The organism is Klebsiella terrigena, assembly GCF_006539725.1.
Taxonomy (GTDB): Bacteria; Pseudomonadota; Gammaproteobacteria; order Enterobacterales; family Enterobacteriaceae; genus Klebsiella; species Klebsiella terrigena.
The window spans coordinates 69,415-89,054 of sequence record NZ_BJNO01000022.1 but is presented as its reverse complement, the minus strand read 5'-3'; the positions used below and the strand labels follow the sequence as shown (position 1 = coordinate 89,054).

The following is a 19,640-nucleotide window of genomic DNA, read 5'->3' as shown; positions in this document are numbered from 1 at the left end:
GAAAGAAGAGTAGAGTTAATGACGTAGGGTACAGAGGTAAGATGTTCTATCTTTCAGACCTTTTACTTCACGTAATCGGATTTGGCTGAATATTTTAGCCGCCCCGGTCATTTATGACCGGGGCGTTTTTTATTGCGCGAAAGAAAAGTTTTTAGCGACCGGAGTGGTGGGAGCTGGTCTGATTTTGTCGCCCGAATAAGGCGCTGCGCGCCGTTATCCGGGGAGTCTGGCGGAGATTACTCCCCGTCTTCGATCTCTTCCTGAGGAGGGATTTCGTTAAACCAGCTATCGAGCTTCTGCCGCAGCTTATCGACGCCTGATTTCTTCAGCGAAGAGAACGCCTCAACCTGCACATCACCGTTAAAGGCGAGTACCGCCTCACGCACCATATTGAGCTGCGCTTTACGGGCTCCGCTGGCCAGCTTATCGGACTTAGTCAGCAGCACCAGCACCTGGATATCGCTTTCTACGGCCCATTCGATCATCTGCTGGTCGAGGTCTTTCAGCGGATGGCGAATATCCATCAAAATAACCAGCCCTTTCAGACACAGGCGTTTTTCGAGGTATTCACCCAGCGCCCGCTGCCATTTGATCTTCATCTCCTCGGGGACCTGAGCGTAGCCGTAGCCCGGTAAATCGACCAGGCGTTTACCGTCGGCAACTTCGAACAGGTTAATCAGCTGGGTACGTCCCGGCGTTTTTGAGGTACGCGCCAGGCTTTTCTGATTAGTCAGCGTATTCAGGGCGCTGGATTTCCCGGCATTTGAGCGGCCGGCAAACGCCACTTCGATTCCGGTATCGGAAGGAAGATGGCGGATATCCGGTGCGCTGGTGACAAAATGCGTCTGTTGATAGTTCCAGTTGGTCAAGACTGTCGTCTCCGTTAAATAAGGCTATGGCGGGGATTATACCTGAACAGCAGAAAAAGGCTGTTTTTACCGCACCCCTCAAATTAAGACGGCTGTAGGTGAAAACCCTATGCTTTGTGCGACATTGACCATTCGTGGTATGGGAAATCCATGAACAAGCGTGGTGAGTTAATGGTTAAAATCATTATTTATCAATGTATTATGCCTTGGAGAAAATTCTGAAAATTGCCTTTTTGCTCGCTACCTGGTTGTAGGATTCCTTTAACCCGGTAAAGTAGTGGTCAAGGCGAGGATGCCAACAGGAACAGGGCTCAGGATGAGCGGTCAGGGAGCGCCAGGAGGCGAAGACCAGGGATTGTCAGGATGACCAGCGTCTGGAGACGTTTTCAAAGGGAAAGGGATGTAACAAGGAACGTTATTCGCTAAGGGAAAGACAGGGTTTGTCGTTAGCTAACAGGGAAAGTGGAAACCCTTTAAGGGTTGTTCGTGAGGAAAAAGGCGACAGAGTAATCTGTCGCCTTTTTTCTTTGCTTGCTTTCTGCTAGATTCCGCCTCAATTCTATACTGAAGAAAACGATCTGAAGATTACACATCATGAAAAAACCGACATCTGTATCCCGTGGTAAAACACAGCGTAAGACGCGTGAAGAAATGAATCAGGAATCCCGCGATCGCAAGCGTCAGAAGAAGCATCGCGGTCATACGGCAGGAAGTCGTGCCACCGGCGGCGAAGCCTCTTCGGCTGGCAAAAAAACAGGTCAGCAGCAAGATCCGCGTATTGGTAGCAAGAAACCGATTCCGCTGGGCGTGACCGAGAGCACCCCGGCTACTAAGCAGCACAAACCGAAGAGCGAGAAACCTATGCTTTCACCGCAGGCTGAGCTGGATTTGCTGGAGAACGATGAGCGCCTGGACGCGCTGCTGGAACGTCTGGAAGAGGGTGGTTCCCTGAATGCTGAAGAGCAGACCTGGGTTGATGCCAAGCTCGATCGCATTGATGAGCTTATGCAGCAGCTCGGCCTCTCCTACGACGATGACGAAGATGAGGAAGAAGAAGAGCGCAAGGAAGATATGATGCGCCTGCTGAAGGGTGGAAACTAACGTTTGCACTCAGTCGGATTCCCGGTCCTGCTTATAACCCTTCTGGTTATGTGTTATCTGCTGTGGTTATTCGCTAAACTACGACGGTTGTCGCGGCGTCAGAAATGGCTGCGCAACCGGCTCATTACCCGAAGTGCGGTTGGGCCGGGGCGGCGTACCCGCCGGCGGCACCATCGGAAGGAGTGAGCATGTCTGTGCAGTTAATCGACTGGGATCTGGCCCTGATCCAAAAATATAACTATTCCGGGCCGCGTTATACCTCGTACCCCACCGCGCTGGAGTTTTCTCCCGAATTTGGCGCCGCTGAGTTCGACGAGGCGGTGGCCCGCTATCCGCAGCGCCCGCTATCGCTGTACGTGCATATCCCGTTTTGCCATAAGCTCTGCTATTTCTGCGGCTGCAATAAAATTGTGACCCGCCAGCAGCATAAGGCCGACCAGTACCTGGACGTGCTCGAGCAGGAGATTATTCATCGGGCCCCGCTGTTTAGCGAACGCCAGGTCCACCAGCTGCACTGGGGCGGCGGAACGCCAACCTATCTGAATAAAGAACAAATCAGCCGGCTGATGAATTTGCTGCGCACCCACTTCAGTTTTATTGCCGATGCCGAGATTTCAATTGAAGTCGATCCGCGGGAAATTGAGCTGGACGTGCTTGACCACCTGCGCGCTGAGGGCTTCAATCGCCTGAGTATGGGCGTGCAGGACTTCAATAAAGAGGTGCAGCGTCTGGTTAACCGCGAGCAGGATGAAGACTTTATCTTTGCTCTGCTTAACCATGCGCGTGATATTGGGTTTATCTCTACCAATATCGATCTGATTTATGGCCTGCCAAAGCAAACGCCGGAAAGTTTTGCCTTTACGCTGCAGAAGGTGGCCGAACTCAACCCCGATCGCCTGAGCGTATTTAACTATGCGCATCTGCCCACGCTCTTTGCCGCGCAGCGTAAAATCAAAGATGCGGACCTGCCTACGGCGGAACAGAAGCTGGATATCCTGCAGGAGACGATTGGCTCACTCACCGATGCCGGCTACCAGTTTATCGGCATGGATCATTTTGCGCGCCCGGATGACGAGCTGGCGATTGCTCAGCGTGAAGGCGTGCTGCATCGCAACTTCCAGGGCTACACCACCCAGGGCGACACCGACCTGCTGGGGATGGGCGTTTCTGCGATCAGCATGATTGGCGACTGCTACGCGCAGAACCAGAAAGAGCTGAAGCACTACTATCAGCAGGTTGATGAAACCGGGAACGCCCTGTGGCGCGGTATTGCGCTGACCCGCGATGACTGCATACGCCGGGACGTCATCAAATCGCTGATCTGTAATTTCCATCTCGATTTTGCTGCCGTCACCGCCCAGTGGGATATCGATTGCCAGCACTATTTTGCCGAAGATTTGCAGCTGCTCGCACCGCTGGCGAAAGATGGGCTGGTGGACGTCGATGAAAAGGGGATTCAGGTCACGCCGAAAGGCCGCCTGCTGATCCGCAACATCTGCATGTGTTTTGATACCTATCTGCGCCAGAAAGCGCGGATGCAGCAGTTCTCACGGGTTATCTAAGCAAAACCCCGGCGACGCAGGGTTACCGGGGCGATGAAGCGGCTGGCCGAGCGGCCAGCGCGAACAGCGTTATTCCATTCCCAACTCTTTCAGCTTGCGGGTAAGCGTGTTTCGTCCCCATCCCAGCAGGCGCGCAGCCTCCTGCTTGTGTCCCTGCGTATGGCGCAGGGCGGTGGTCAGCAGCGTCCGCTCCATTTCCGGCTGAGCCTCAGAGAGCAGGTTTTGATGACCGGATCGCAGGGCGCGATCGGCCCACTGTCCCAGCAGCGTCGCCCAGCTATCCGGCTGCATATGCGTGGGGCTGTCCGGTACCGAGGTTTCAAACAGCTCGCTGGGAAGATCCTGGGTCAGCACCTCCTGACCGGCGGCCATCACCGTCAGCCAGCGGCAGGTATTTTCGAGCTGACGCACGTTGCCAGGCCAGGCCAGGCGGGTGAGCGCCGTTTCCGTTTCCGGGTGCAGCAGCTTAGCTTCAACGCCCAGCTCGCGCGCCGCAACCTGCAGGAAGTGACGAGCCAGACGCGGGATATCCTCCCGACGCTCGCGCAGCGGCGGCAGATGGACGCGAATCACGTTCAGACGGTGGAACAGGTCCTCACGGAATTTACCCTCCTGGACGCGCTGCTCGAGGTTTTGGTGGGTCGCGGCAATGATCCTGACGTCCACCTTCACCGGCGCATAGCCGCCAACGCGATAGAACTGACCGTCGGCCAGCACGCGCAGCAGGCGCGTCTGCACGTCCAGCGGCATATCGCCAATTTCATCGAGAAACAGCGTGCCGCCATCGGCCTGCTCAAAGCGGCCCTGGCGTACGGTATTGGCGCCGGTAAACGCCCCTTTCTCGTGGCCGAACAGCTCGGACTCGATCAGGTCTTTTGGGATTGCGGCCATATTCAGCGCGATAAACGGCGCCTTCGCCCGCGGGCTGTGGCGGTGCAGGGCGTGAGCGACCAGCTCTTTACCGGTACCGGATTCACCGTTGATCAGCACGCTAATAGAAGAGCGCGACAGGCGGCCGATAATGCGAAAAACATCCTGCATCGCCGGCGCTTCACCGATGATATCGGCCGTTGGGCTATTTATTGGCGCATTTCGCGGCTGCTGCTGCTCCTGATAGTGGCTGATAGCGCGGTCAACCAGCGCCACGGCTTCATCAATATCAAAAGGTTTCGGCAGATAATCAAAGGCACCCTGCTGATAGGCGCTAACTGCCGCATCCAGATCCGAATGCGCGGTCATTATGATGACCGGAAGCATCGGATGGCGTTGCTTAATTTGTTTCAGCAGCGCGAGCCCATCCATCCCCGGCATCCGAATATCAGACAGCAGTACATCCGGGGTTTTGGTGGTGAGTGCATCAAGCACCTCGTTGCCGCTTTCAAACGTTGTACAACTCAAGCCTGCCCCGGTGAGCGCGCGTTCAAGCACCCAACGGATGGAGCTATCGTCATCAACGATCCAGGCTATCCCTCGTTGCATAAACACCTCTACTTCCGAATAGGCAGGAATACCGAGAATTCGGTATGCCCTGGCCAACTGGTAAATTCAATTTTGCCGGAGTGTCGATCGATAAGACTGCGGGCAATGGAAAGCCCCAGACCGGTACCGCCTTCGCGACCGCTGACCATGGGATAAAAAAGCGTATCCTGTAAATGGGACGGAATTCCCGGGCCGTTGTCTTCCACATCAATGCGTGCGGCGAGACGGTAGCGTACGCCATGCAGCGTCAGCTGGAAGGCGGTACGGGTGCGCAGAATAATTTCTCCGCCTTCTGGCCCCAGCGCCTGCAGCGCATTGCGTACGATATTCAGCAGGACCTGTTCAATTTGGTCCGGATCGTGCGCCAGCTCCGGCAGGCTAGGGTCGTAATCACGGATAAGCTTGACGTTGTCCGGCAGCTCCATCGACACCAGCTTCACCACCCGCTCAGCGACTTTATGGATGCTTTCGGTGACGTGCATTCCGGGGTGCTGCGGTCCCAGCAGGCGATCGACCAGGTTTCTCAAGCGGTCGGCCTGCTCAATAATGACGTTGGTGTATTCCATCAGCGCCGGATCGGGTAACGCCTTGCTCAGCAGCTGCGCCGCACCCCGCAGGCCGCCCAACGGATTTTTAATCTCGTGGGCCAGACCGCGGACTAAATCACGCGCCGCGATTTGCTGCGCGTGCTGCAGCTGCTCCTGGCTCAGACGCCGCTGGTTATCCATGGGGGCCATTTCCAGCAGGATTTGCCCTTCAGGCAGGCGCTGTGCGGTTAATGACAGGATATGCGAGCGGCCATCGATCACCAGGGTGACTTCGTTGTCGGTAAAGCCCTGGCCCGCCTGCAGGCTCTCCTGCATCAGACCGATATTCAGCGAAAAGTAGCTCAACAGCTCGGGGAGTGGCGTGCCGTACAGCTTGCGTGAACTTTGGGCCAGCAGCTGCTGCGCCGCCGGGTTCGCGTAGTGCACCGCCAGGTCGTCATCGACCAATAAGATGCTGTTGATTAAAGAGTTAAGGATCTGCCCAGCATCGGGCTGAGTGCCTGTTGCCATCTGACAGTCTCCTGAAAAAAAGTGCACTATTTTAGTGCAGTATAGCTTTTTATAAGTAAAAAGCGCATAAGATCAGCATGTTGGTGGAGAAAAAAGCCCATCCTGAGATGGGCTGAAAGTTTCCACGGCAACAAAATATCCCGGGTATCCCACGCCACAACACGGAATACCGAGGATTTACAGCAAAATTAGACGCTGTAGTACAGCTCGAACTCAACCGGGTGCGGAGTCATGCGTACGCGGTCGTTTTCTTCAATACGCAGGGCGATGTAGGCATCGATAGCGTCGTTGGTGAATACGCCACCCGCGGTCAGGAACTCACGGTCAGCGTCCAGCGCGTTCAGTGCTTCTTCCAGAGAGCCAGCAACCTGTGGGATCTCTTTCGCTTCTTCCGGCGGCAGGTCATACAGGTTTTTGTCCATGGCTTCGCCCGGATGGATTTTGTTCTTGATACCGTCAAGACCAGCCATCAGCAGCGCAGCGAAGCACAGGTACGGGTTGGCAGCCGGGTCCGGGAAGCGCACTTCGATACGACGCGCTTTCGGAGAGGTGACCACCGGAATACGGATAGAGGCAGAACGGTTACGGGCAGAGTAAGCCAGCATAACCGGTGCTTCGTAACCCGGGACCAGACGCTTGTAGGAGTTGGTGGTCGGGTTAGCCAGGGCGTTAATCGCTTTAGCGTGTTTGATTACGCCGCCGATGTAGAACAGCGCTTGCTCTGACAGGCCAGCATATTTGTCACCAGAGAACAGGTTTACGCCGTTCTTGGACAGGGACATGTGGCAGTGCATGCCGGAACCGTTATCGCCAAACATTGGTTTTGGCATAAAGGTCGCAGTTTTACCAAAGCGGTGAGCAACGTTGTGTACAACGTATTTGTAGATCTGAATTTCGTCCGCTTTTTTGGTCATGGTGTTGAAGCGGGTAGCGATTTCGTTCTGACCAGCAGTGGCGACTTCGTGGTGGTGAGCTTCAACAACCAGGCCCATCTCTTCCATGATCATACACATGGTAGAGCGGATGTCCTGAGAGGAGTCAACCGGTGGAACCGGGAAGTAACCACCTTTCACGCCAGGACGGTGACCTTTGTTGCCACCTTCGTATTTGGTGGAGGAGTTCCATGCGCCTTCGATATCGTCGATAGCCACGTGGGAACCGGAGATAGAAGCACCAAAGCGGATATCGTCAAACAGGAAGAACTCTGGCTCTGGCCCGAAGAGTACGGTATCTGCCAGGCCGGTAGAACGCAGGTACTCTTCAGCGCGTTTAGCGATGGAGCGCGGGTCACGGTCGTAGCCCTGCAGGGTGCCTGGTTCCAGGATATCGCAGCGAATGATCAGCGTCGGTTCTTCGAAGAACGGGTCGATCAGCGCGGTGGTCGCATCCGGCATCAGAACCATGTCAGATTCGTTAATACCTTTCCAGCCACCAATCGAGGAGCCATCAAACATTTTGCCTTCTTCGAAGAATTCGGCATTAACCTGATGAGAAGGAATTGTGACGTGCTGTTCTTTACCTTTGGTATCGGTGAAGCGCAAATCGACAAACTTCACTTCGTGCTCGTTCAGCATCGTCAAAACGTGTTCAGCGGACATACTTAAACTCTCCCGGATTGGTCATTGTCGTCGTGGTAACGAAAACTTTTTTACTACTTAAAGTGGCGTTGTTGCCTTAAAATAGATAAAGCGAAATCTGTGCCAACTTTTAAATGCTATGCAAAACGCTGTATCATGCGCACCATAGTGCAAAAGAACTGCACCATGATAGGAATAATGCACCAAAGTAGTGCTTCAGTGTGAACATTGAGCACCATTTTGGTGCAGTTTTTGTTACGGTGCCCTTTTATCGCTCCGTGAAAGCGATCACAAAGAAACTCTGCAATACTTGTTTGCGGAGGATGTTTGTGATCCTGTTCAGTCCTTCGCTTATTACGTGTACAATAACGCGCTATTTCTAATGCCTGAGGCAAAGTTTGTGATCGAAAATCTGCGTAACATCGCCATCATCGCGCACGTTGACCATGGTAAAACTACCCTGGTCGACAAGCTGCTCCAGCAATCCGGTACGTTCGATGCACGTGCCGAAACACAAGAGCGTGTGATGGACTCCAACGATTTGGAGAAAGAGCGTGGGATTACCATCCTCGCGAAAAACACCGCAATCAAATGGAATGATTACCGTATCAACATCGTTGATACCCCTGGGCACGCCGACTTCGGAGGTGAAGTTGAGCGTGTTATGTCCATGGTTGATTCTGTGCTGCTGGTGGTTGATGCCTTTGACGGTCCGATGCCGCAAACGCGCTTCGTCACCAAGAAAGCCTTTGCCCACGGCCTGAAGCCGATCGTGGTCATCAACAAAGTTGACCGTCCGGGCGCACGCCCTGACTGGGTTGTCGATCAGGTCTTCGATCTGTTCGTTAACCTCGACGCAACTGATGAGCAGCTGGACTTCCCTATCGTTTACGCATCTGCGCTGAACGGTATCGCGGGTCTGGACCACGAAGATATGGCTGAAGACATGACTCCGCTGTATCAGACCATCATCGATCGCGTACCGGCTCCGGACGTTGATAGTGATGGCCCGCTGCAGATGCAGATCTCCCAGCTTGATTACAACAACTACGTTGGCGTAATCGGCATCGGTCGCATCAAGCGCGGTAAAGTGAAGCCGAACCAGCAGGTCACTCTGATCGATAGCGAAGGCAAAACCCGTAACGGTAAAGTCGGTAAAGTCCTGGGCCACCTCGGTCTGGAACGTATCGAGACTGACGTCGCGGAAGCTGGCGATATCATCGCAATCACCGGTCTGGGCGAGCTGAACATCTCCGACACCATCTGCGATCCGCAGAACGTCGAAGCGCTGCCGCCGCTGTCCGTTGATGAACCGACCGTTTCTATGTTCTTCTGCGTTAACACCTCTCCGTTCTGTGGTAAAGAAGGTAAGTACGTTACTTCTCGCCAGATCCTCGATCGCCTGAACAAAGAGCTGGTACACAACGTAGCGCTGCGCGTTGAAGAGACTCCGGATGCGGACGCATTCCGCGTTTCTGGCCGTGGCGAACTGCACCTGTCCGTTCTTATCGAGAACATGCGTCGTGAAGGTTTCGAAATGGCGGTTTCCCGTCCGAAAGTTATCTTCCGCGAAATCGACGGCCGCAAACAAGAGCCGTTCGAAAACGTTACGCTGGACGTTGAAGAGCAGCATCAGGGTTCCGTGATGCAGGCTCTGGGTGAGCGTAAAGGCGACCTGAAAAACATGAATCCAGATGGCAAGGGCCGCGTACGTCTCGACTACGTGATCCCAAGCCGTGGCCTGATTGGCTTCCGTTCTGAGTTCATGACCATGACCTCCGGTACCGGTCTGCTGTACTCCACCTTCAGCCACTACGATGATATTCGTGCGGGCGATGTTGGCCAGCGTCAGAACGGCGTACTGATCTCCAACGGTCAGGGTAAAGCAGTTGCGTTCGCACTGTTCAGCCTGCAGGACCGCGGCAAGCTGTTCCTGGGCCACGGTGCTGAAGTTTACGAAGGCCAGATCATCGGTATTCACAGTCGTTCTAACGACCTGACTGTAAACTGCCTGACCGGTAAGAAACTGACCAACATGCGTGCGTCCGGTACTGACGAAGCAACGGTTCTGGTTCCGCCGATCAAGATGTCTCTGGAGCAAGCTCTCGAGTTCATCGATGACGACGAACTGGTAGAAGTTACCCCTGCTTCCGTACGTATTCGTAAACGTCACCTGACCGAGAACGATCGTAAACGCGCTATGCGCGGTTCGAAAGAAGACTAATTCTTGCCGTCCGTTGATATCTAAACCCCGCCTTAATGGCGGGGTTTCTTTTTTGTCTCCAAAGCCCCCACCTCATAGTCAAACCTCGCCTTTCCCGCTACAGTTAATTTTCCACGGTGCAAAAGGAGAGGGCCATGCTCTATATCTTTGATTTAGGTAATGTGATTGTCGACATCGACTTCAACCGGGTACTCGGGACGTGGAGTGATTTAAGCCGCATTCCGCTGGCGACGCTGAAGCAGCACTTCACCATGGGTGAGGCGTTTCGCCAGCACGAGCGCGGTGAAATCAGCGATGAAGCCTTCGCTGAAGCGATGTGCCATGAGATGAATATGGCGCTGAGCTATGAGCAGTTTTCCCACGGCTGGCAGGCCGTGTTTGTGGCGCTGCGTCCGGAGGTCATCGCGATTATGCACAAGCTACGCGAGCAGGGACACCGCGTCGTCGTGCTGTCGAATACCAACCGCCTGCACACCACTTTCTGGCCAGATGAATATCCGCAGGTGCGCGCCGCGGCCGACCGTATCTATCTTTCGCAGGAGATGGGGATGCGTAAGCCCGAGGAGCGGATCTACCAAAGCGTTCTGCAGCAGGAGGGATTTTCCGCTGCCGATACGGTCTTCTTTGACGATAATGCCGAGAATATCGCCGGTGCGAACCGGCTGGGAATAACCAGTATTTTGGTGACCGGAAAGGAGACTATCCCCGACTACTTTGCGCAATGATTATGTTAAAAACCGTTCATCAAAAAGCAAAGCATCGCTGCCGTCCGCTGCTGGCCTGGCTAAAGCTGCTGTGGCACCGGATTGATGAAGATAATATGACGACGCTGGCAGGGAATCTTGCCTACGTGTCGTTACTCGCGCTGGTGCCGCTGATTGCCGTGGTGTTCGCGCTTTTCTCCGCTTTTCCCATGTTTTCTGAAGTGAGCGGGCAGATACGCCACTTCATCTTTGCCAACTTTATCCCGGCGACGGGGGACGTCATTCAGCGCTATATCGAGCAGTTTGTCGCGAACTCCAGCCGAATGACGGCGGTGGGCGCCTGCGGGCTGATCGTGACGTCGCTGCTGCTGATGTATTCGATAGATAGCGCGCTGAATACCATCTGGCGCAGCCCGCGCGCCCGGCCAAAAATTTACTCTTTTGCGGTCTACTGGATGATCCTTACCCTCGGACCCTTACTGGCGGGGGCCAGCCTGGCGATCAGCTCATACCTGCTGTCGCTGCGCTGGGCCAGCGACCTCAATAGCGTCATTGATGACGTGCTGCGCATCTTCCCGCTGATTCTATCCTGGGCGGCGTTTTGGCTGCTTTACAGCATTGTCCCGACGGCGCAGGTGCGAAACCGCGACGCGCTGATTGGTTCGCTGGTGGCCGCGCTGCTGTTTGAGGCCGGTAAAAAAGCGTTTGCCCTGTATATCACCGCCTTTCCGTCGTACCAGCTGATTTATGGCGTCATAGCCGTGGTGCCCCTTTTGTTTGTTTGGGTGTACTGGACGTGGTGTATCGTCTTGCTTGGGGCTGAAATTACTGTCACTCTCGGGGAATACCGCAAACTAAAAAAAGAAGAAACAGAACAACCATGATTGCATTAATTCAACGCGTATCCCGTGCAAGCGTTACCGTGGAGGGCGAGGTGACGGGTGAAATCGGCCCGGGGCTTCTGGTGCTGCTAGGGGTCGAGAAAGATGACGATGAGCAGAAGGCGAACCGCCTCTGTGAACGCGTGCTCGGCTACCGCATCTTTAGCGATGCGGAAGGCAAAATGAATCTTAACGTCCAGCAGGCTGGTGGCAGCGTGCTGGTAGTTTCCCAGTTTACGCTGGCTGCGGATACCGAGCGCGGCATGCGCCCGGGCTTCTCAAAAGGCGCCGCGCCTGATGCCGCTGAGGCGCTGTACGACTATTTCGTCGCGCGCTGCCGCCAACAGGAAATGCACACACAGACCGGGAGATTCGCTGCGGATATGCAGGTCTCGCTGGTCAATGATGGCCCTGTCACCTTCTGGTTACAGGTATGAGTCAGCTTCCGGGCCGGCTGCGGGTAACAAAAGAGAGTACAGCTATGTATCACCTTCGTGTACCGCAAACAGAAGAAGAGTTAGAGAGCTACTATCAGTTCCGCTGGGAGATGCTGCGTAAGCCGCTGCATCAACCAAAAGGGTCGGAACGCGATGCCTGGGATGCCATGGCGCATCACCAGATGGTGGTCGATGAGGACGGAAATTTGGTCGCCGTAGGGCGGCTGTACGTGAACGCCGAAAATGAAGCCTCTATTCGCTTTATGGCGGTGCACCCTTCCGTACAGGATAAAGGGCTCGGGACCTTAATGGCGATGACCCTGGAGTCGGTGGCGCGTCAGGAAGGGGTGAAGCGCGTAACCTGCAGCGCCCGCGAGGACGCGGTGGATTTCTTCGCCAAGCTGGGGTTCGTTAACCAGGGCGAGATAACTACGCCAACCACCACGCCTATCCGCCATTTCCTGATGATCAAGCCGATTGCCTCGCTGGACGACATTCTTCACCGTGGCGACTGGTGCGGACAGCTGCAGCAGGCCTGGTATCAGCACATTCCGCTCAGCGAAAAAATGGGCGTGCGCATTCAGCAGTACACCGGGAAAAAATTCATCACCACCATGCCGGAAGCCGGCAACCAGAATCCGCACCACACGCTGTTTGCCGGGAGCCTCTTTTCCCAGGCAACTCTCACCGGCTGGGGGCTTATTTGGCTGATGCTGCGCGAGCGGCACCTCGGCGGAACGATTATCCTCGCCGACGCGCATATCCGCTACAGCCAGCCGATCAGCGGCCGCCCGAGCGCGGTGGCGGACCTCGGCTCCTTAAGCGGCGATCTTGACCGCCTCGCTCGCGGCCGAAAGGCGCGGGTACAGCTGCAGGTTGAGCTGTTTGGCGATGAGAACCTGGGTGCCGTTTTTGAAGGCATTTATATCGTTCTGCCCGCGAAGCCGTTTGGCTCGTACGAAGAGGGCGGCAACGAAGAAGAGTAGCCCGCCTCTCCTGCCTTATGCGGCGCCTGGTGAACCGCTTCGCCAGGCGATATCCCGCATAGCACCCCGCGCCGCCGGGCTTATCCCCGCAAGCTGAAAGAAGCCGTGAATAACCCCGAGATAGCGCTGAGCGCTGCACTCGACGTTCTGCTCGAGCAGCCGGCGATATAACGCCTCACCTTCATCACGCAGCGGGTCGTACTCTGCGGTAATAATATGCACCGGCGGCAGGCCGCTGAAGTCTTCTCGCCACAGCGGGCTCGCCTCCGGGTGGGAAACGTCGGTCGACGAGAGATAGATCTCGTAGCCGCTCAGCAGCGTATCCCGGGTGATGATGTAATCTTCGCCGTTGCTGACGTAGCTTGCCGAGCGGGCGGTGGCGTCCAGCATCGGGTAAATCAGGATTAGCTGCGCGGGCCGCCACTCTGCCGCGGCTTTCAGGCGCAGGGCGGTAACCAGGGCAAGATGGCCGCCGGCGCTGTCTCCGGCAAGCGTTATGCGTGCGGTATCGACCCCCAGCCGCCCGGCGTGGCGGTGGATAATTTCGGCGCCGCGCTGCGCATCGTCATGTGCGGCAGGGAAGGTATGTTCAGGCGCCAGCCGGTACTGCACGGCGATGACCCGGCAGCGGCTCTCATACGCCAGCTGTCGAAGCTGTCGATCGTGGGTAGCAAAGCCGCCGCTGATAAAACAGCCGCCGTGATAGTAAATAACGGTGGGCAGCGCGCCCTCGGCATCAAGCGGCGATACCACGCGAAAGGTCATGCCTTCTAAGGCGATATCCTCGACCTGCACGCGGGTTTCAGGCGCGCCGGCCAGCACCACGCTTGCCACGTAGCCCGCTCTCCGGTCATCAATATTCTGCTCCCGCGAAGAGGGGCGGCCCGCCGCGATAAACTCATCCACCAGGCGGTTAATGCCTTTTTCCAGCGTCATCTCTCAATCCTTTTTTCTGTATGGATATACAGCTTTATAGCCTGGTTTATGGCGGATGAACACGGGATTTTTTGCGGCTGGAGCGGGGAGATGGAGTACAAAAGGGCGCGGATAACGTCGGTGAGGCTTCGGCCTGTGCGGCCTGATGGCTGGCCGGGCAACCTGGGTTACCCGGCCATCAACTACTTTTTATTCGCCTTCACCCGGGAACATAAACGGGTTGATAGAGCTGCGGGCAAAACCTTCCTGCTCCATATGGGCGTCCAGCACCAGCGAGGCAAGATCGTCAGCGACGGCTTCGACGTTGGGATCCTTTTCCTGATACATAATCTTCAGGTAGGTCCCGCAGTCGCCGCAGCTTTCAGCCTTGATCGCCGCCTGCTCGTTGTCCAGCGACCAGTAGTTCAAATCGCGGCTCTGTTCGCAGTTGCTGCACTTCACGCGCACGACGTGCCATTCGGTTTCGCACAGATTGCAGTGCAGGTAGCGCAGCCCCTGAGTGGTACCGATTTGCACCATGCTGGAGACCGGCATCGAGCCACAAACCGGGCAGTGCTGACGCTGTTCGCCGTACTCGGCGTGGGCTTTACCGGGGATCAGGCTCGCCATCTGCGCCCAGTAGAGCGACAGCGCGGCCCAGATAAACGGGGCCTTATCGCTGCTGACCAAAGCAAAGTCGGAGGCGAAAAGCGCGTTCGCCATCAGCTCAAGCTCCTGTTCGGACGCTTTTTCCAGGTTTTCGATGACCGCCAGCGCCGGGCCGCTCATTTCCGGCTTCAGCTCGGCGATAAGCGAATGCAGCAGCTTGTGCCAGTGCTTATCGCGCGGCAGGACGTGAATATCCAGCGGCGGTTTGCCCTGGGCATTCGCCTCTTTGAGGCGGGCCGTCAAATCCATCTGCAGCGGATGGTCATACAGCACCACTTCCTGGGCGTGGGCGATCAGCGCGGCAAAGCGCAGATAGTCGCCCAGCGGGTTGCTCTCCGCCAGCTTGCGCAGGCGCTCGGCGCGCCGGTTATAAAGATTTTTTAGCCTGGGGAACAGTAGCGGCGGAATATATTCCGCCGTGCGTTTCTCGCTCGAACCCAGCTCATCTTGCGGGATTATGCGAATACTCATTCAGTCTTTTTTTCCTGTTTCTGGCGGACTTCGCGATACCAGCGTGGGTGATGTTTCTTCGCCCATGATTTGGTAACCCAACCTTCCACCATCGCGGTAATGGTGCCTTTCACCCACAGGGCGGCGTAGATATGCACCATGATAACCACAATTAACGCCACTGCGGCAAATGAATGCAGCATTAGCGCAAATCGGATCACCGGGATTGAGAACGCAGGCGCAAAATACGGACGCCAGATGATCACGCCGCTTATCAGCAGCAGAACCAGGAAAATAATCGCCGCCCAGAATACGCATTTCTGGCCGAAGTTATAGCGCCCGGTGTCACCTACCTCCTCGTTGACGACGATCTTACGAATATTCTTCGCCCAAAAGATATCATCCCGATTGATTAGGTTGTGATGCCAGTAGCGGAAAAACATGATGATGAACGAGGCAAACATGATAACCCCGACAAACGGGTGCAGAATTCGCGCCAGCTGCGGGGTGCCCATGATCTGCATCAGCCAGTTGAAGGAGGGGAAAAAGAACCCCAGCCCGCTGATGGCCGCCAGCATAAAGCAGAAGGCGGTCACCCAGTGGTTGATTCGCTCCGGCGCCGTGTAGCGCACGATGGTGTCACGTCTTTTCATTTGCGCACCTCGTCATTCTCTTCATGCAGGTTGTCTTCTTCCTCTTCCGCACGGTTCGGACCGACGCCGACGTAGTGGAAGATGCTGGCTGCGAAGGTCGCGGCAAAGCCCACCGCCGCGAGCGGTTTCCAGATGCCTTTCCAGAACTTCACGGTGGCGCTGATTTCCGGGTTTTCCGGCAGGCCGTGGTACAGATTCGGCTTGTCGGCATGATGCAGGACGTACATCACGTGCGTGCCGCCGACGCCGGCCGGATCGTACAGGCCCGCGTTGTCATAACCGCGGGTTTTCAGCTCGGCGACGCGCTCGCCTGCCAGCACTTTCATATCCTCTTTGGAGCCAAAGTGGATAGCGCCGGTCGGGCAGGTTTTCACACAGGCCGGCTCCTGGCCGACGTTGACGCGATCGACGCACAGCGTGCACTTGTAGACGCGGTTGTCTTCCGGGTTCAGGCGCGGCACGTCGAACGGACAGCCGGCAATGCAGTAGCCGCAGCCGATGCACTGCTCGGACTGGAAATCAACGATACCGTTAGCATACTGAATGATAGCGCCTTCTGCCGGGCACGCCTTCAGGCAGCCCGGATCGGCGCAGTGCATGCAGCCATCCTTACGAATTAACCACTCCAGCCTGTCGTTTTGCTCCACTTCAGAGAAGCGCATTACCGTCCAGGATTTGGCGGTTAGATCGGCCGGGTTGTCGTACACGCCGACGTTGTGACCGACCTCATCACGGATATCGTTCCACTCCGAACAGGCCACCTGACAGGCTTTACAGCCGATGCAGGTGGTGACGTCGATAAGCTTCGCCACCTCCTGCTGGTGGTCCCGCGCCTGAGGCGCGGGGGTGAAACCGTTAGTCGCGGAACGACGAATAATGTCTTGCGATTGATAAGCCATAAGTCGTCTCCCTTACACCTTTTCCACGTTCACGAGGAAGGCTTTGAACTCCGGCGTCTGCGTATTCGCATCACCAACGAACGGCGTTAGCGTGTTGGCGATAAAGCCCTTCTTCGCCACGCCTTCATAGCCCCAGTGGATCGGAATACCGATAGTATCGATATCCTTACCGTCCACCTTCAGCGTGCGAATTCGCTTGGTCACCACCGCCTTGGCCTTGATATAGCCGCGGTTGGAGGAGACTCTGACGGTATCGCCGTGGGCAATACCGAGCTTATTCGCCAGCTTCTCGCCGATTTCAACAAACTGTTCCGGCTGCGCGATGGCGTTGAGCAACGCGTGCTTGGTCCAGTAGTGGAAGTGCTCGGTGAGACGATAGGTGGTGCCAACGTACGGGAACTTATCCGCTTTACCCATCTGCTCCAGGTCACCCTTAAAGACGCGGGCGGCCGGGTTGGAGACCACGTTGGGGTGCAGCGGGTTAGTGCCCAGCGGCGTTTCGAACGGTTCGTAGTGCTCAGGGAACGGTCCTTCCGCCATTTTGTCGATAGCAAACAGGCGGCCCATCCCTTCAGGCTGCATGATAAACGGCCCGACGTCGCTGCCCGGCGCGGCGGCGCTGTAGTCAGGAATATCCATGCCGCCCCATTTTGCGCCATCCCATTTGAGGATCTGGCGCTTCGGATCCCACGGTTTGCCCTGCGGGTCTGCGGAAGCACGGTTATACAGGATGCGGCGGTTAAGCGGCCACGCCCATGCCCAGCCCAGGGTATTACCGAGGCCCGACGGGTCGGCGTTATCGCGTCTCGCCATCTGGTTGCCGTCCGGCGTCCAGCTGCCGGCGAAGATCCAGCAGCCGCTGGAGGTAGTACCGTCATCGCGCAGCTGCGCAAAGGAGCTGAGCTGCTGGCCTTTCTTGACGATAACCGCGCCGGTGGCCGGGTCGGTTATATCCGCCAGCGCCTTGCCGTTGCTCTCCATCGCCACTTCTTCCGAAGCCGGTTCATGCGGGGTGGAGTAGTCCCAGCTCATATTCAGCACCGGTTCCGGAACCGGACCCCCGTTTTCGGCGTACATCTTACGCAGGCGTAAGAAGATGCCGGCGAGGATCTCACCGTCGGTTGCCGCAATCCCCGGGGCGTCCGCGCCTTTCCAGTGCCACTGCAGCCAGCGTCCGGAGTTGACGATAGAGCCATTCTCTTCGGCGAAGCAGGTCGACGGCAGGCGGAAGACTTCGGTCTGGATTTTCGCCGGATCGACGTCGTTCGACTCGCCGTGGTTTTGCCAGAAGGTGGACGTTTCGGTGTTGAGCGGGTCGATAGTGACCAGGAACTTCAGCTTCGACAGCGAGGCGACGACCTTGTTTTTATTCGGGAACGAGGCCACAGGGTTAAAGCCCTGGCAAATATAGCCGTTCACTTTGCCCTGGTTCATCATCTCGAAGTACTGCAGAACGTCGTACCCTTTATCCCACTTCGGCAGCCAGTCAAAGCCCCAGCTGTTCTCCGCTGTTGCCTTATCGCCGTAGAAGGCCTTCATCATTGAGACGAAGAATTTCGGGTAGTTGCCCCAGTAGTTCACCTGATCCTTCAGCAGCGGTTTCGGCGTGCTGGCGGCCAGGTAAGTCTGGATATCGGCCTGTTTTTCGCTCGGCAGGTTCATGTAACCCGGCAGGCTGGTGGAGAGCAGCCCCAGGTCGGTCAGCCCCTGAATATTGGAGTGGCCGCGCAGCGCGTTCACGCCGCCGCCCGCCATCCCCATATTGCCGAGCAGCAGCTGGATCATCGCCATGGTGCGGATGTTCTGCGCGCCGATAGAGTGCTGCGTCCAGCCAAGGGCATAGAGGAACGACGCGGTTTTATCATGGGCGCTGGTTTCGGCGATGTATTCGCAGACTTTCAGGAAGTCGGCTTTTGGCGTCCCGCAGATATTTTCCACAACCTCCGGCGTATAGCGGGAGACGTGCTGTTTCAGCAGGTTCCAGACGCAGCGCGGATGCTGAAGGGAGGTATCGCGTTTGGCAAAGCCGTTTTCGTCCAGCTCGTAGTTCCAGCTGGTCTTATCGTAGCTGCGTTTTTCGGCGTCATAGCCGCTAAACAGGCCGTCATCGAAGCTGTAATCCTCACGCACGATCAGGCTGGCGTTGGTATAGGCTTCGGTGTACTCGCGGTTGATTTTTTCGTTATTCAACAGGTACAGGATGACGCCTGACAGGAAGGTAATGTCAGTACCAGAGCGAATCGGGGTATAGAAGTCGGCTACCGACGCGGTGCGCGTAAAGCGCGGGTCGATAACAATGAGCTTCGCGCCATTGTGAATTTTGGCTTCCATCGCCCAGCGGAATCCTACCGGATGCGCTTCAGCGGCGTTACCGCCCATGACCACAATGAGGTTGGCATTTTTAATGTCAACCCAGTGGTTCGTCATCGCACCGCGACCAAATGTTGGAGCAAGACTTGCTACCGTTGGTCCGTGTCAGACGCGCGCCTGGTTGTCGACCGCGAGCATACCGAGCGCGCGGGTGAATTTCTGCGTTAAATAGCCGGTTTCGTTGCTGGAGGCGGATGCGCACAGCATACCGGTGGTCAGCCAGCGGTTAACGGTGGTGCCGGCGTCGTTTTTGGCGACAAAGTTGGCATCACGGTCTTCTTTCATCAGCTTCGCGATACGATCGAACGCATCGTCCCAGCTGATTTGCTGCCATTTATCGGAGCCAGGTGCGCGATATTCCGGGAATTTCAGTCGGCTTTCGGAGTGGATAAAGTCCACCAGGCCGGCCCCTTTCGGGCAGAGTGCGCCACGGTTGACCGGATGATCGGGGTCACCTTCGATATGAAAGATGGATGCTTTGGCGTTTTTCGCACCGTCACCGAGGCTATACATTAACAGCCCACAGCCAACGGAACAGTACGTACAGGTGTTGCGGGTTTCACGGGTACGCAGCAGCTTATATTGCCGGGTCTCCGCGAGCGCAATAGCCGGGGCGAAGCCCAGCGTTGCTGCCGTTGTACCTGCCATACCGCCAGCGCAGATCTTAAAGAACTGCCTTCTGCTGACCTGCATGGTTCACTCCTTGTATCGACATTGTCACATGTAGTTATTTACTTTGCGGTAAGGGCCGCAAAGGTTCAGAATTAGGGGCAATCACCCTCTTTCTTGAGGGGGTATGTAAAGAA

General features: G+C 56.2%; 17 protein-coding genes. 8 read left to right on the top strand and 9 right to left on the bottom strand.

What is annotated here, in order from left to right:
• The first annotated feature begins 41 nt into the window (after positions 1–41).
• On the top strand, positions 42–89 hold the full coding sequence (locus RTE01_RS26725; protein WP_071892919.1) for a spot 42 RNA, inhibition of DNA synthesis: 48 nt from the start codon (positions 42–44) through the stop codon (positions 87–89).
• 147 nt (positions 90–236) lie between these two features.
• Here RTE01_RS26725 and yihA read toward each other — a convergent pair whose 3' ends face one another.
• A complete protein-coding gene (gene yihA, locus RTE01_RS20975; RefSeq protein ID WP_041143382.1) occupies positions 237–869 on the bottom strand; it encodes a ribosome biogenesis GTP-binding protein YihA/YsxC in 633 nt (210 codons plus the stop codon).
• Between the two features lie 594 nt (positions 870–1,463).
• Here yihA and yihI point away from each other — a divergent pair.
• The gene (yihI, locus tag RTE01_RS20970; protein WP_041143383.1) at positions 1,464–1,970 is read left to right on the top strand and encodes a Der GTPase-activating protein YihI; all 507 of its coding nucleotides are present in this window, start codon (positions 1,464–1,466) and stop codon (positions 1,968–1,970) included.
• Between the two features lie 188 nt (positions 1,971–2,158).
• Positions 2,159–3,532: an oxygen-independent coproporphyrinogen III oxidase gene (gene hemN, locus RTE01_RS20960; RefSeq protein WP_134528285.1), complete on the top strand. Its 1,374-nt coding sequence runs from the start codon at positions 2,159–2,161 to the stop codon at positions 3,530–3,532.
• A gap of 69 nt (positions 3,533–3,601) precedes the next feature.
• On the opposite strand, the gene glnG is transcribed toward hemN, so the two are convergent.
• From glnG to glnA, 3 genes are all read right to left on the bottom strand, one after another.
• The gene (glnG, locus tag RTE01_RS20955) at positions 3,602–5,011 is read right to left on the bottom strand and encodes a nitrogen regulation protein NR(I) (protein ID WP_041143385.1); all 1,410 of its coding nucleotides are present in this window, start codon (positions 5,009–5,011) and stop codon (positions 3,602–3,604) included.
• A gap of 8 nt (positions 5,012–5,019) precedes the next feature.
• Entirely contained in the window at positions 5,020–6,069 is a 1,050-nt protein-coding gene (gene glnL / locus RTE01_RS20950) for a nitrogen regulation protein NR(II) (protein WP_041143386.1), read from the bottom strand.
• 188 nt (positions 6,070–6,257) lie between these two features.
• On the bottom strand, positions 6,258–7,667 hold the full coding sequence (glnA, locus tag RTE01_RS20945) for a glutamate--ammonia ligase (protein WP_041143387.1): 1,410 nt from the start codon (positions 7,665–7,667) through the stop codon (positions 6,258–6,260).
• Between the two features lie 379 nt (positions 7,668–8,046).
• Between glnA and typA the strand changes: the two genes are divergently transcribed.
• From typA to fabY, 5 genes are all read left to right on the top strand, one after another.
• Complete coding sequence (gene typA / locus RTE01_RS20940; protein WP_041143388.1) at positions 8,047–9,870, top strand: ribosome-dependent GTPase TypA; 1,824 nt, start codon at positions 8,047–8,049, stop codon at positions 9,868–9,870.
• Positions 9,871–10,004: 134 nt separating this feature from the next.
• Entirely contained in the window at positions 10,005–10,595 is a 591-nt protein-coding gene (gene yihX / locus RTE01_RS20935) for a glucose-1-phosphatase (RefSeq protein WP_041143389.1), read from the top strand.
• Positions 10,596–10,597: 2 nt separating this feature from the next.
• Entirely contained in the window at positions 10,598–11,458 is an 861-nt protein-coding gene (locus RTE01_RS20930) for a virulence factor BrkB family protein (RefSeq protein ID WP_041147494.1), read from the top strand.
• The gene (dtd, locus tag RTE01_RS20925) at positions 11,455–11,892 is read left to right on the top strand and encodes a D-aminoacyl-tRNA deacylase (RefSeq protein ID WP_045853698.1); all 438 of its coding nucleotides are present in this window, start codon (positions 11,455–11,457) and stop codon (positions 11,890–11,892) included. The genes RTE01_RS20930 and dtd overlap by 4 nt, the downstream gene beginning before the upstream one ends.
• A gap of 44 nt (positions 11,893–11,936) precedes the next feature.
• Entirely contained in the window at positions 11,937–12,878 is a 942-nt protein-coding gene (fabY, locus tag RTE01_RS20920) for a fatty acid biosynthesis protein FabY (RefSeq protein WP_041143391.1), read from the top strand.
• Between the two features lie 15 nt (positions 12,879–12,893).
• Here the strand turns inward: fabY and RTE01_RS20915 are convergent, their stop codons facing one another.
• From RTE01_RS20915 to fdnG, 5 genes are all read right to left on the bottom strand, one after another.
• Positions 12,894–13,814, bottom strand: a complete 921-nt coding sequence (locus tag RTE01_RS20915) for an alpha/beta hydrolase (RefSeq protein WP_134528288.1) — start codon at positions 13,812–13,814, stop codon at positions 12,894–12,896.
• A 189-nt stretch (positions 13,815–14,003) separates the two neighbouring features.
• The gene (gene fdhE / locus RTE01_RS20910; RefSeq protein WP_041143393.1) at positions 14,004–14,933 is read right to left on the bottom strand and encodes a formate dehydrogenase accessory protein FdhE; all 930 of its coding nucleotides are present in this window, start codon (positions 14,931–14,933) and stop codon (positions 14,004–14,006) included.
• The gene (gene fdoI, locus RTE01_RS20905) at positions 14,930–15,565 is read right to left on the bottom strand and encodes a formate dehydrogenase cytochrome b556 subunit (RefSeq protein WP_041143394.1); all 636 of its coding nucleotides are present in this window, start codon (positions 15,563–15,565) and stop codon (positions 14,930–14,932) included. Before fdoI ends, fdhE begins: the two co-directional genes overlap by 4 nt.
• Positions 15,562–16,464 (bottom strand): formate dehydrogenase subunit beta, encoded by a 903-nt coding sequence (fdxH, locus tag RTE01_RS20900; protein WP_041143395.1) that lies wholly within the window; start codon positions 16,462–16,464, stop codon positions 15,562–15,564. The genes fdoI and fdxH overlap by 4 nt, the downstream gene beginning before the upstream one ends.
• Before the next feature lie 12 nt (positions 16,465–16,476).
• Positions 16,477–19,527 carry a formate dehydrogenase-N subunit alpha gene (gene fdnG, locus RTE01_RS20895; protein WP_134528291.1) on the bottom strand — a complete coding sequence of 1,017 codons (3,051 nt, stop codon included), beginning with the start codon at positions 19,525–19,527 and terminating at the stop codon, positions 16,477–16,479.
• Positions 19,528–19,640: the final 113 nt, after the last annotated feature.

What these genes read in the sequence shown, in the direction of transcription:
- yihX (WP_041143389.1), top strand. Translation starts at nt 10,005, where the DNA reads ATGCTCTATATCTTTGATTTAGGTAATGTGATTGTCGACATCGACTTC.
- RTE01_RS20930 (WP_041147494.1), top strand. Translation starts at nt 10,598, where the DNA reads ATGTTAAAAACCGTTCATCAAAAAGCAAAGCATCGCTGCCGTCCGCTG.
- glnA (WP_041143387.1), bottom strand. Translation starts at nt 7,667, where the DNA reads ATGTCCGCTGAACACGTTTTGACGATGCTGAACGAGCACGAAGTGAAG.
- fdxH (WP_041143395.1), bottom strand. Translation starts at nt 16,464, where the DNA reads ATGGCTTATCAATCGCAAGACATTATTCGTCGTTCCGCGACTAACGGT.
- fdoI (WP_041143394.1), bottom strand. Translation starts at nt 15,565, where the DNA reads ATGAAAAGACGTGACACCATCGTGCGCTACACGGCGCCGGAGCGAATC.
- hemN (WP_134528285.1), top strand. Translation starts at nt 2,159, where the DNA reads ATGTCTGTGCAGTTAATCGACTGGGATCTGGCCCTGATCCAAAAATAT.
- fabY (WP_041143391.1), top strand. Translation starts at nt 11,937, where the DNA reads ATGTATCACCTTCGTGTACCGCAAACAGAAGAAGAGTTAGAGAGCTAC.
- glnL (WP_041143386.1), bottom strand. Translation starts at nt 6,069, where the DNA reads ATGGCAACAGGCACTCAGCCCGATGCTGGGCAGATCCTTAACTCTTTA.
- glnG (WP_041143385.1), bottom strand. Translation starts at nt 5,011, where the DNA reads ATGCAACGAGGGATAGCCTGGATCGTTGATGACGATAGCTCCATCCGT.
- dtd (WP_045853698.1), top strand. Translation starts at nt 11,455, where the DNA reads ATGATTGCATTAATTCAACGCGTATCCCGTGCAAGCGTTACCGTGGAG.
- yihI (WP_041143383.1), top strand. Translation starts at nt 1,464, where the DNA reads ATGAAAAAACCGACATCTGTATCCCGTGGTAAAACACAGCGTAAGACG.
- RTE01_RS20915 (WP_134528288.1), bottom strand. Translation starts at nt 13,814, where the DNA reads ATGACGCTGGAAAAAGGCATTAACCGCCTGGTGGATGAGTTTATCGCG.
- fdhE (WP_041143393.1), bottom strand. Translation starts at nt 14,933, where the DNA reads ATGAGTATTCGCATAATCCCGCAAGATGAGCTGGGTTCGAGCGAGAAA.